Origin of the sequence: Xanthomonas hortorum pv. pelargonii, from assembly GCF_024499015.1 — a bacterium.
Classification (GTDB): Bacteria; Pseudomonadota; Gammaproteobacteria; order Xanthomonadales; family Xanthomonadaceae; genus Xanthomonas; species Xanthomonas hortorum_B.
Window position 1 is genome coordinate 4,018,783 of sequence record NZ_CP098604.1, and the last position, 12,165, is coordinate 4,030,947.

The 12,165-nt window shown below is 66.1% G+C and carries 10 protein-coding genes; 8 read left to right on the forward strand and 2 right to left on the reverse strand.

Annotation, left to right across the window (positions count from 1 at the left end):
* Positions 1-74 precede the first annotated feature (74 nt).
* The 4 genes from mrcB (at position 75) to tsaB (ending at position 6,101) form a co-directional block, all read left to right on the forward strand.
* Positions 75-2,522 carry a penicillin-binding protein 1B gene (gene mrcB / locus NDY25_RS17320; protein ID WP_168958156.1) on the forward strand — a complete coding sequence of 816 codons (2,448 nt, stop codon included), beginning with the start codon at positions 75-77 and terminating at the stop codon, positions 2,520-2,522.
* 14 nt (positions 2,523-2,536) lie between these two features.
* Entirely contained in the window at positions 2,537-3,064 is a 528-nt protein-coding gene (locus NDY25_RS17325) for a hypothetical protein (RefSeq protein WP_168958157.1), read from the forward strand.
* Between the two features lie 279 nt (positions 3,065-3,343).
* Positions 3,344-5,350: a DNA repair helicase YoaA gene (yoaA, locus tag NDY25_RS17330; RefSeq protein WP_168958158.1), complete on the forward strand. Its 2,007-nt coding sequence runs from the start codon at positions 3,344-3,346 to the stop codon at positions 5,348-5,350.
* Positions 5,274-6,101 (forward strand): tRNA (adenosine(37)-N6)-threonylcarbamoyltransferase complex dimerization subunit type 1 TsaB, encoded by an 828-nt coding sequence (gene tsaB, locus NDY25_RS17335; protein ID WP_256627593.1) that lies wholly within the window; start codon positions 5,274-5,276, stop codon positions 6,099-6,101. Before yoaA ends, tsaB begins: the two co-directional genes overlap by 77 nt.
* A gap of 576 nt (positions 6,102-6,677) precedes the next feature.
* Here tsaB and NDY25_RS17340 read toward each other — a convergent pair.
* Complete coding sequence (locus NDY25_RS17340) at positions 6,678-7,553, reverse strand: energy transducer TonB (RefSeq protein ID WP_168958160.1); 876 nt, start codon at positions 7,551-7,553, stop codon at positions 6,678-6,680.
* Positions 7,550-8,500 carry a glutathione synthase gene (gene gshB / locus NDY25_RS17345; protein ID WP_168958161.1) on the reverse strand — a complete coding sequence of 317 codons (951 nt, stop codon included), beginning with the start codon at positions 8,498-8,500 and terminating at the stop codon, positions 7,550-7,552. The genes NDY25_RS17340 and gshB overlap by 4 nt, the downstream gene beginning before the upstream one ends.
* Positions 8,501-8,736: 236 nt before the next feature.
* Between gshB and pilG the strand changes: the two genes are divergently transcribed.
* The 4 genes from pilG to NDY25_RS17365 are packed head-to-tail and all read left to right on the forward strand — an operon-like array spanning position 8,737 to position 12,124.
* On the forward strand, positions 8,737-9,138 hold the full coding sequence (gene pilG, locus NDY25_RS17350; protein WP_023904776.1) for a twitching motility response regulator PilG: 402 nt from the start codon (positions 8,737-8,739) through the stop codon (positions 9,136-9,138).
* A 17-nt stretch (positions 9,139-9,155) separates the two neighbouring features.
* Positions 9,156-9,518 carry a response regulator gene (locus tag NDY25_RS17355; RefSeq protein ID WP_006450735.1) on the forward strand — a complete coding sequence of 121 codons (363 nt, stop codon included), beginning with the start codon at positions 9,156-9,158 and terminating at the stop codon, positions 9,516-9,518.
* A complete protein-coding gene (locus tag NDY25_RS17360; protein ID WP_006450736.1) occupies positions 9,518-10,048 on the forward strand; it encodes a chemotaxis protein CheW in 531 nt (176 codons plus the stop codon). The genes NDY25_RS17355 and NDY25_RS17360 overlap by 1 nt, the downstream gene beginning before the upstream one ends.
* Before the next feature lie 39 nt (positions 10,049-10,087).
* On the forward strand, positions 10,088-12,124 hold the full coding sequence (locus NDY25_RS17365; protein WP_023904775.1) for a methyl-accepting chemotaxis protein: 2,037 nt from the start codon (positions 10,088-10,090) through the stop codon (positions 12,122-12,124).
* The last annotated feature ends 41 nt before the right edge of the window (positions 12,125-12,165 follow it).

The window sequence follows — 12,165 nt, forward strand, 5'->3', positions numbered from 1 at the left end:
GTCAAAGGGTCCGGCTGACCACAACCACCACAGCGCTGCGCTAGACTCGCCGGACTCTACATTCTCGCATCCCTGTGCCCCGACGCCACGACGACCACGACGCTCCCGACGATTTCGAGGACGACACCAACGAGCAAGGCTCCCGCTGGCAACGCAGGCTGATTGTCTGGGCCTTTGCGGCATTCGCGCTGGCGCTTGGTTTTCTGATTCCCTACACGGTGTATCTGAACAAGCAGGTCACCCAGCGTTTCGGCGAGCTGCGTTGGCAGATCCCGACCCGCGTGTACGGGCGGCCATTGGTGCTGGTGCCCGGCGATGCGCTGGATGCGGCCACCTTGAAGACCGAGCTGGATGCGGCCTCGTACCGTGACGATGGTCAAGCCAAACTGGCCGGTACCTATCAGCAGGACGGCAGCCGCTTCACCATCGCCAGCCGCGGCTACATCGACGTGGACGGGCGGGTGCCTGCGCGGCGCATCGAGGTCAGCGTGTCGGGCGGGCGTGTGGCCAGCCTGCGCGATGCCGGCGACCGCAAGGCGCTGAAAAGTGCGCGCCTGGACCCGGCGCGCATCGCCACGCTGTACGGGCAGAAGCAGGAAGAGCGCCGCCTGGTGCGCATGGAAGAAGTGCCCGAGCTGCTGGTCACCGGCCTGCAGGCGGTCGAGGACCGCGACTTCAACAACCACCACGGCATCGATCTCAGCGGCATGGTGCGCGCGGCCTGGATCATGGCGCGCTCCGGCGGCCAGGTGCGGCAGGGCGCCAGCACCTTGACCCAGCAGCTGGCGCGCAGCGGCCTGCTCGGCATCGGCAAGGAACAGACGGTTACCCGCAAGTTCAACGAAATTCTGTATGCCGTGATCATGGAGGCGCGCTACGACAAGCGCACCATCCTGGAGGCCTATCTCAATCAGGTGTATCTGGGGCAGCGCGGCGGGCAGGCGATCCACGGCGTGTCCTCCGGTGCGGAGCTGTGGTTCGGCCGCGAACTCAACTCGATGACCACCGAGCAGATCGCCTTGCTGATCGGGCTGGTCAAGGGGCCGTCCTACTACGACCCGCGACGCAACCCGGAACGGGCGCTGGATCGACGCAATTTCGTGCTGGGCAAACTGCACGAAAACAACCTGATCGACGCGGCCGAATACAAGCGCGCACTGGCCGAGCCGTTGGGTGTGCCCAAGGAACCCGGTCTGGTCGCCGCCAACCGCTTCCCGGCCTACGTGGATCTGGTGCGGCGCCAGCTGGCGCACGATTACCCGGAAGGCGTGCTGCAAGGCGCCGGCATGAGCGTGCTCACCGGCATGTCGCCGTCCGCGCAGGCGTACGCCGAAGGCGCGGTGACCGGCACCATCAAGCGGCTGGACAACAAGAAGCGCCCGCCGCTGCAGGCCGGCCTGGTGCTCACCGACGTGCATAACGGCGATGTGCTGGCGGTGGTCGGCAGCCGCGATGTGGCCAAGCCCGGCTTCAATCGCGCCGTCGAAGCACAGCGGCAGGTTGGCTCGTTGCTCAAGCCGTTCGTGTATTTGCTGGCATTGGCCTCGCCGGATCGCTGGGCGTTGTCCAGCTGGGTCGACGATGCGCCGGTGACGGTGCAGCTCAGCCGTGGCAAGACCTGGTCGCCGGGCAATTCCGACAACCGCAGTCACGGCACGGTGCGGCTGATCGATGCGCTGGCGCATTCCTACAACCAGGCCACGGTACGCGTGGGCATGCAGGTCGGCCCGGAGCGCATCGCGCAGCTGATCCAGGTGCTGGCCGGCATCAAGGCTGACACCAATCCCTCGCTGATCCTCGGTGCCACCGATCAGAGTCCGTACGGCATGGCGCAGCTTTATCAGTTCCTGGCCGCCGGTGGCGAGATCCAGCCGCTGCATGCGGTGCGCGGCGTGCTTGACCCGCAGGGCAAGCTGCTCAAGCGCTACGACAAGACCCCGGCTCCTGCGCAGGAAGGTGATTCGGTGGCCGCTAACCTGATCAGCATCGCCTTGCAGCAAGTGGTGAGCGGCGGTACAGCGCGGCAACTGCTGGGCGATGGCCTGGGCCGGTTGTCGCCGGCCGGCAAGACCGGGACCTCCAACGACGGCCGCGACAGCTGGTATGCCGGCTATACCGGCGACCATCTGGCGGTGATCTGGATGGGCAACGATCAGAACGAGCAGACCGGCCTGTACGGCGCCACCGGCGCGATGCGGGTGTGGTCGAGCATCTTCGCGCGGCTGCCGAGTGCGCCGTTGAAGGTCAGCGGCAAGGGCCTGGATTGGCAGTGGGTGGATGCGGCCGGTACCGGCGTGACTGACCCCGGTTGCCCGGGCGCGCGCCAGTTCCCGTTCGTGGTCGGGTTCACGCCGGCCTACGCCCCGTGTGCCGGCAATGCACCGTCGATCGAAGGCGCGCCCGGCGATCCTGCAGCGCCTGCCGAACAATCCGGCGGGGGTGGCTGGCGCCGCTTCTTCGGTCTGGACAAAAAGCCGGAAGAACCCGCGCAAGCGCCTGCCTCGCCCCCGCCCGCGCATTGAATTGGAGTGACCTCCTGAACCGACTGCACCGCCTCTTTGCCCTTTTCGGCGTGCTTGCCGCGCTGTCTGCCTGCGTCAGTGCGCCGCCTGCGCCGCCGCCGCCGGCACCTGTGGACCCGACCACCCCGACACAGCGGCTGTTGCTGATCGAACGCGAGGCCGGCGTCGACGACACCGAACTCTCGGTGCAGCCGCTGCGCGACCCGCAGGTGGACGATCTGCGCGAGACCGCCAAGGCCAAGCGCCAGGCTGGCGATCTGGCCGGCGCCGCTGCAGCACTGGATCAGGCGTTGGGTCTGGTCGCCGGCGACCCGGCCGTGCTGCAGGAGCGTGCGGAAATTTCCGTGCTGCAGGCCGATTGGCCGGCCGCCGAGCGCTTTGCCAAACAGGCCATCGAACTGGGTTCCAAGACCGGCCCGCTGTGCCGTCGTCATTGGGCCACCATCGAGCAGTCGCGGATTGCCCGTGGCGAAAAAGAAAATGCCGCCTCGGCCAAGGTGCAGATTGCCGGGTGCACGGTGCCTGGTGTGAAACGGTACTGATTGCAGTAATCAAGCCGACTGCGCTCACCGGCAGGCGGGCGTGGTCGGCGCTTGGTTCAGCTGGTGTCACTGCCGCGCATCGGTGGTTGGAAAGCTATCCCCTGCCGATGTGAGTGCTGCTCGCTGCGTTATGCAGGCCGTCTGAGGTGATGCGGGCACGGGAGGTGGCTGTTGCTGGCGCAATGGCGCTAGTCCGCAATCCATAAAGCGCAACTCCGGCAGCATCACTGCACACGCGCTAGGCTGTCGCGCTTCTGTATCCCGTCTCTGTTCGGTCTCATGTCCCAACTTGCCACTGCCAGCATCGAGGCGCTCAGCCAGGGCGGGGCGCTTGCGCGTCAGCTCGACGCGTTTGCGCCGCGTGCCGCGCAGTTGCGCCTGACCGGCGCCATCGCCGAGGCGTTCGAGCAGCGCGATGTGCTGTTGGCCGAGGCCGGCACCGGGACCGGCAAGACCTACGCCTATCTGGTGCCGGTGCTGCTGTCCGGGCTCAAGACCATCATCTCGACCGGCACCCGTGCGCTGCAGGACCAGTTGTTCCATCGCGATCTGCCGCGCGTACGCGCGGCGTTGGGCATCGGCCTGCGCAGCGCGCTGCTGAAAGGGCGCGCCAACTATCTGTGCAAGTACCGCACCCAGCAGGCGCGCGGCGAACCGCGCTTTTCTACGCTCGAACAGGTCTCGCAGTTCCATCGCATCGTTGCCTGGAGCGGGCGTACCCAGTTCGGCGACATGGCCGAGATGGAAGCCCTGCCGGACGACTCGCCACTGCTGCCGCTGGTGACTTCCACGGTCGACAACTGCCTGGGCACCGAATGCCCGTTTTACAGCGAGTGTTTTGTGGTGCAGGCGCGTCAGCGCGCGCAGGCGGCCGACCTGGTGGTGGTTAATCATCATCTGCTGCTGGCCGATCTGGCGCTCAAGCAGGAAGGCTTCGGCGAGATCCTGCCCGGCGCGCAGGCCTTCGTCATCGACGAAGCGCATCAGCTGCCGGAACTGGCGGCGAACTTCTTTGGCGAAAGTTTCGGCATGCGGCCCTGGCAGGAGCTGGCCCGCGATTGCATGGTCGAAGCGCGGCTGGTGGCCGGCGCGCAGGCCAGCCTGCAGGAACCGATTCTCGCCTTGGACGAAGCGTTGCGCGGCCTGCGCTCAGGCATGGAAGGCCTGCCGCCACGCGGCACGCAATGGCGCGCGCTGGCCAAGCCGCAGGTGCGCGAGGGCTTCGATGCGGTGCTGTCGTCGCTGGCGCGGTTGGGCGAGTCCTTGCTGCCGTTGCGCGAGGCATCGCCCGGTTTCGACGGCTGCTCTGCACGCGCGCAGGAAGCGCTCGCGCGGCTGTCGCGGTGGCTGGGCGAAGACGCGCCGGTACTGGATTTTGCGCAGGAATTGCCGGACACCGTCGACAACGATGTGCTGTGGTACGAGTTGAGCCCGCGCGGTTTCCGCTGCCAACGCACGCCGCTGGATGTCTCCGGCCCGCTGCGCGAACACCGCGAAAAATCGCACGCGGCCTGGGTGTTCACCTCGGCCACGTTGGCGGTGGGCGGCGAGTTCGACCACATTGCGCAGCGCCTGGGCTTGAGCGATCCGGTGACCTTGCTGCAACCGAGTCCCTTCGATTGGGCGCGCCAGGCGCTGTGCTATCTGCCGCCGCATCTGCCCGATCCGGCCGCACGTGGATTCGGCACGGCGCTGATCGCCGCGCTGACGCCGGTGCTGGAAGCCTCCAATGGCCGCGCATTCCTGTTGTTCGCCTCGCACCGCGCGCTGCGCGAAGCCGCCGAAGCATTGCGCGGTGCGCCGTGGCCCTTGTTCGTGCAAGGCGAAGCGCCACGCGCCACGTTACTGCAGCGTTTCCGCACTTCCGGCAACGGCGTGCTGCTGGGGTCGGCCAGCTTCCGCGAGGGCGTGGATGTGGTCGGCGATGCCTTGAGCGTGGTGGTGATCGACAAGCTGCCGTTTGCCGCGCCCGACGACCCGGTCTTCGAAGCGCGCCTGGATGCGATCCGCCGCGAGGGCGGCAACCCGTTCCGCGACGAGCAATTGCCGCAGGCGGTGATCGCGCTGAAACAGGGCGTGGGCCGGCTGATCCGCAGCGAGACCGATCGCGGCGTGCTGGTGCTGTGCGACCCGCGGCTGTTGAACAAGGGCTACGGCCGCACCTTCATGAGCTCGCTGCCGCCGTTTGCGCGCACCCGCGAGATCGGCGATGTGCGCGCGTTTTTTGGCGTCGCCGAGCCGGTGGGCGACAATGGCGTGCTCGCGTTGCCGTTCGGCGACGCGTGATATTTCCCTTCCTGCCTGCGGTCCTGTCGCGAAAGTCCTCGCGTTCGAGACCTCCACCGAAGCCTGTTCCGTCGCGCTGCATGTGGATGGCCGCGTGCTCGAGCGCTTCGAACTGGCGCCGCGCCGCCATGCCGAGCTGGCGCTGCCGTGGGCCGAGCAACTGCTGGCCGACGCGGGTATTGCGCGCCGCCAGCTGGATGCGATTGCGGTCGGCCGTGGCCCCGGCGCCTTCACCGGCGTGCGGCTGGCGATCGGCATCGCGCAAGGCATCGCCCTGGGCCTTGATGTACCGGTGCTGGCCGTCTCTACGCTGCAAGTATTGGCCTTGCGCGCACCCGCCGATGCGACGCAGGTACTGGCCTGCATCGATGCGCGCATGGGCGAGGTGTATGCCGGCGTGTTCGAGCGCCGCGGCGACACGCTGCTGGAACTGGCGCCGGAAGTGGTCTGTGCACCGGACGCCTTGGTTCTGCCGAATACGCTTCAACGTTTTGTCGGTGTGGGCACCGGATTCGCCGCTGCCGATGCACTGCTGCAACAGCGATTCGCAACGCAGCTGACCAGCGTCGATGCAACCGCGCTCCCGCACGCCGCCGATCTGCTCACGCTCGCCGTGCCGGCGCTGTTGCGCGGCGAAGGCGTGGCACCGGAGCGGGTCGAACCAGCCTATCTGCGCGACAACGTTGCGCTGACCCTGGTCGAGCAGCAGGCCGCACGCGCTGCAAAGGCCGCCGGCGCCAAGAGCGGCTAACAACACCTTTCGAACCCGGTATTGATGGCGGCAAGGTTGCGGATATGGAAAGTTGCAAACAACTGTCCAACGATTCCAAGGCAATCGAGATTTCGAGTCTTAGCGGCGTTTGGATGGAGTCAAAAGCTGAGTCGGTCGAGCGTGCGGTGCCCTCACCGCCCGCGGGACACGCCGCAAGTACGTCCATGTAGGCTCGGTGGCGGCATCCATGCCGCCACACGGTCCCGCAATCGGTGAGGACACCGCACCAGACAGGTTGCTGGTTGCTCTGTCGAAAGCCATGCATACCGACCATCTCGACTGGTCCTTGCCCGCCTACCGTCGCGGGACCTTACGCGGCATGGATGCCGCGTAAGAGCCTACATGGATGTACTTGCGGCGTGTCCCGCGATGGTGGGCGGGCAAGGGCCTTGCAGCCAAGTGGCAGATCGGCAGCTCTGCTTCTGCTCCTCCCAACACAGCCAAGATCTCACGGTCTTAAGGTGGCTGAAAAACCGTCGCGAGCAGTTGGCAAAAGATGGCGACATATTTGGTCGCATCATCGATCAAACCCACCACACCTCAACCCACCACACCTCAGCGATCATCGTGCAGCTCGCCGCCGGGCAAAAACAACCATGTGCGCGTGACCTGCAGGATATCCACATCGTCCTTGGTGCTGGGTAGCGGCGGGAACGGCTGCGCCAGCTGCACCACGCGCAGCGCCGCGGCATCCAGCGCCGGGGTGCCGCTGGAGATCAGCACGCGGCTGCTTTCCACGCTGCCGTCGCGGCGTACGCCCACGCTGATGACCACCTTGCCGCCGAGTCGGCGCCGGCGCGCTTCATCCGGGTAATTGAGATTGCCGACGCGCTCGGCGCGGTCCACCCACGTACGCAGATAGTTGGCGTACGCATATTCGCGCGTACTGGCCGAGACGAACTTGCGATTGGGGCGCTTGGCGTATTGCTCCGAGCGCAGATGCACCTCTGCCGCGAGCCGGGCCATTTCCGCGTCGCGCTGCACGCGTTGCGCATCGGCCGGGGTGAGCGGGTCGGTCTGCGGATTCGGTTGCGGGGTCGGCACGGTCTGCTCGCCGCGGCGACTGGCGACCACGCGCGTCTGCGTCGGTTCGGGCGCCTGCACCATGGTGGCACGCTGCGCCTGCGCTGCCAGTCCGCTGCGGTCCTGCGGCACCACGCCGGGCTGGCTGTCGCGCGGGCGCTGCGCGGTGGCGTGATTGCCGCCGCCCTGCTGATTGGCCTGGGCCAGGAAATCGGCCTGCTTGGGCGTGAGCGGGGTGCTGGTCTGGCTGAAGATCACATCCAGCGTCGGCACCAGCGGCGCGTCTTCGCTGACCGCAAAGCCCACGCCCAGGATCAGCACCCCGTGCAGCAACAACGAGATCACCAGCGTCGTGGTCAGCCGCCGGCGCTCGTCCATGGGGGCCGGCAGTGCCGCAGCCGCGCTCATTGCACAGCGCCGGCCTCGATCGCGTCGAACAGCAGCCCGGCGATGTTCAAACCGAACTGCGCATCCAGCTCGCGCACGCAGGTGGGGCTGGTGACGTTGACCTCGGTCAGGTAATCGCCGATCACATCCAGGCCGACGAAGCGCATGCCGCGGCGGCGCATTTCCGGGCCAACCTGCGCGGCGATCCAGCGGTCGCGCTCGGACAGCGGCCGGCCTTCGCCACGCCCGCCGGCGGCCAGGTTGCCGCGGAATTCGTCGCCTTGCGGAATCCGCGCCAGGCAGTAGTCCACCGGCACGCCATCCACCAGCAGGATGCGCTTGTCGCCGGCGGTGATGTCGGGGATGAAGCGCTGCGCCAGGGTCAGATTGCGGTTGCCGTCGGTCAACGTCTCCAGGATCACGTTGAGGTTGGGGTCGCCGGTGCCGCTGCGGAAGATCGAGCGCCCGCCCATGCCGTCCAGCGGCTTGAGCACGGCTTGCCCATGTTCCAGCACGAAGGCCTTCAACGCCGCTGCATCGCGGCTGACCAGTGTCGGCGGGCAGCATTGCGGAAACAGCAACGCAGCCAGCTTCTCGTTGTAATCGCGCAGCCCCTGCGGGTCGTTGACCACCTGCGCGCCGGCGCGCTGGGCGACGCTCAGCACCTGGGTGTCGTAGATGAACTCCGCATCCACCGGCGGGTCCTTGCGCATCAGCACCACCTGGCCGGGACCGAATTCCAGCTCGGCGAATTCGCCCAGCGTGAACCAGCTGGCGGTGTCTTCGCGCACGCTCAAGGGCGCGACCTGCGCCACCGCGCGTCCGTCGCGCAGGCTGAGTCCGCCGGGGCGCACATACTGCAAACGGTGGCCACGGCGCTGCGCTTCCAGCAACATGGCGAAGGTAGTGTCTTTGGCGATTTTGATGGAGGCGATGGGATCCATCACCACAACGACGTCGAGCGACATGGGACTAAACCTTTCGAACAGACTGCCGATGGTAACTTCAAGCGGTGGGCGATGGCGCGCCTGGCGGGTCGTAGTGCGCGACTAGCCGGTCTTGACGCACCCAGACGCGGTCGGAACGTCCGCCTGGCGGGGCCCCGGCAATGCGCCCTTGACAGTCAATGCGGGTCTTGGGATATACATGCAGTTTCGTAGCGACGACGGAAAGGAAGAAGCGTTGCACGTCCGGGGATATTTGCATGAGTGAACACATTGCTGCGGGTGGGGAACTCGCAGGACTGAAGGTGATGGTCATCGACGATTCGAAGACTATTCGCCGCACCGCCGAAACGCTGCTCAAGCGAGAAGGGTGTGAAGTAGTGACAGCAACGGATGGTTTCGAGGCACTGGCCAAAATTGCAGACCAGCAACCTCAGATCATTTTTGTCGACATCATGATGCCGCGCCTGGATGGGTACCAGACGTGCGCGTTGATCAAGGGCAACCAGCTCTTCAAGTCGACGCCGGTGATCATGTTGTCGTCCAAGGATGGCCTGTTCGACAAGGCGCGCGGCCGCATCGTCGGCTCCGAGCAATATCTGACCAAGCCATTCACCCGTGAAGAACTACTGAGCGCGATTCGCACGTACGTCCACGCCTGACCAGGGGGAAAGGCAACATGGCTCGAATTATATTGATCGAGGACTCGCCCACCGACCGGGCAGTCTTCAGTCAATGGCTGGAAAAAGCAGGCCATACCGTCGTCGCCACCGACAACGCCGAAGCGGGACTTGAGCTGATTCGCAGCCAGGCGCCCGATCTGGTGTTGATGGATGTGGTGCTGCCCGGCATGAGCGGCTTCCAGGCAACGCGTGCACTTGCACGCGACCAGGCCACCAAGGACATCCCCGTGCTGCTGGTCAGCACCAAGGGCATGGAAACCGACAAGGCCTGGGGTTTGCGACAAGGTGCCAGCGACTACATCGTCAAGCCGCCGCGCGAAGACGATCTGATCGCCCGCATCAAACAACTGGTGCGTTGATGCGTTCTCCATTCGACATTCTTGAAGACTACGAGCGTCGTAGTCTTGCGCACGCCACGGCGCTGCCGGAACGCCAGTTCTCGGCCGATATCTGGCGCGGCGTCGGGTATCGCGTCGGCACCCGACGCCTGGTCTCGGATTTCCGCGAAGTGGCGGAAATCGTGCCGATGCCGCCGGTCACCCCGGTGCCGGGCGCACAGCCCTGGCTGCTGGGCGTGGGCAACCTGCGCGGCAATCTGTTTCCGGTGATCGATCTGAAGCAGTTCCTGGAGGGCCGGCGCACGGTGCTGCAGGAAGGCCAGCGTGTGCTGATCATGCGCCAGAGCGGCGGCGACGTCGCACTGACCATCGATGAGTTGTACGGCCAGCGCAGCTTCGAGCAGGTCCAGGCGGTCGAACCCGGCGAGTTGGCGCAAGGCCGCTACGCCCATTTCATTGAACGTGCCTTTCGCAACGAGACGCAGGACTGGGGTGTGTTCTCCCTGGCGTTGCTGTCGCGCACTCCTGAATTCCGGCAGGCCGCGGCCTAAGCCGCGACCCCGCCACGTCATACAGATCGAGGTCGAACCATGAGTACCGCCCCGGACGCCCGCAAGACCAACAAGCTCGGCAGCGTCAGCACCAGCTTCTGGCTTGGCTTGCTGGTGTTGTCGATGATCGTGTTTGGCGCCAACACCGGCGTGGCCACCTGGCAGGGCAGTCGCCTTGCCGGCGCCGGCACCGGCGCGGCCGATCTGCAGGTGTTGTCGCAGCAGCTGGCCAACCAGGGCCGCGAAGCGGTGTCCGGTGATGCGAAGGCATTTGCCACGTTCAAGGAGACCAAGAGCCGCATCGATAGCACGGTCAGCGAACTGGATGGCCGTTACGGCCAGGAAGGCTCGGTGGCCAGTGCGATGGCGCAGCTCAAGGCGACCTGGGTGCCGCTGAGCAAGAATGCCGATCAGATCATCGCCAGCGAACCGGCGGTGCTCGGCCTGGCCGGCAACGCCGAGCGCTTCTCCGGCAGCGTGCCGCAGTTGCAGGCGCAGTTGAACGAAGTGGTGCGCGCGATGACAGTCAGCGGCGCGCCGGCCTCGCAGATCTACAACACGCTGCAACAGGTGGTGGTCGCCGGCACCATGGCGCGCCGGGTCACCGAAATGCGCGCCGGTGGCGCCAATGCGGCGGCCTCCGGCGATGCGCTGGCCCGCGACTCGGTGGTGTTCACGCAGATGCTCGAAGGCCTGCGCACCGGCAACGACGAACTGGGTATCGCGGCAGTGCGCAACCCGGCCGCACTGTCGGCGCTGGAGCAGTCGCAGGCGCAGTGGACGACGATGAAGAAGGACATCGACGCTATCCTGGCCACCTCGCGCAATCTGTTCGCCGCGCAGTCCTCCGCTGCCGCGCTGACCGTCGGTTCGAACAAGATGCTCGACGACAGCAAGAAGCTGTTCGACGCGTTTTCGGCGTTCGGTTCGGTGCGCGACACGCGCCTGTTCCCGAATTTCTGGCTGGGCGTGGTCTCCGGCCTGGTGGCGCTGCTGGCGATCATCGGTTTCGTCTGGAGCTCGGTGCGGGTGCGCTCGCGCGAGCAGGACGTGCGCTACCAGGCGCAGGTGGAATTCAACAGCCGCAACCAGCAGGCGATCATGCGGCTGCTGGACGAAATCAGCTCGCTCGGTGAGGGCGACCTGACCGTCAAGGCCTCGGTGACCGAGGACATGACCGGCGCGATCGCAGACGCCATCAACTACGCCGTGGACGAACTGCGCCACCTGGTGACCACGATCAACGACACCTCGGCGAAAGTGGCCGTGTCGACTCAGGAAACCCAGGCCACGGCGATGCAGCTGGCCGACGCAGCCGGCCAGCAGGCCAACCAGATCACCACTGCGTCCGAGCGCATCAGCGAAATCGCCGCCAGCATCGAACAGGTCTCGCGCAACTCCACCGAGTCGGCCGAAGTGGCGCAGCGCTCGGTGGTGATCGCCGCCGAAGGTGCCGGCGTGGTGCGCGAGACGATTCAGGGCATGGACCAGATCCGCGACCAGATCCAGGAAACCTCCAAGCGCATCAAACGGCTGGGCGAATCCTCGCAGGAGATCGGCTCGATCGTGGAACTGATCAACGACATTTCCGAGCAGACCAACATCCTGGCGCTCAACGCCGCGGTGCAGGCGGCCTCGGCGGGTGAGGCCGGTCGCGGTTTCGCGGTGGTGGCCGACGAAGTGCAGCGCCTGGCAGAACGTACCTCCGGCGCGACCCGGCGGATCGAAGGCCTGGTGCAGACCATTCAGGCCGATACCAACGAAGCGGTCAGCTCGATGGAGCAGACCACCTCCGAAGTGGTGTCCGGTGCACGCCTGGCCGAAGACGCCGGTACCGCGCTGACCGAAATCGAGCGCGTGTCCAACGCGCTGAATAATTTGATCAAGAACATCTCCATCGCCGCGCACCAGCAGTCGGCTGCAGCGACGGATATCACACAGACCATGGGCGTGATCCGTCAGATCACCAGCCAGACATCGCAGGGTGCGGAGAAGACAGCCAAATCGATCGGCAACCTGGCCGAGCTCGCTGCCGATCTGCGCCGTTCGGTCGCCGACTTCAAGCTGCCGGCGTGACCACGACGCGCAACGGGAAAGGATCACAGCAGATGGCGCGT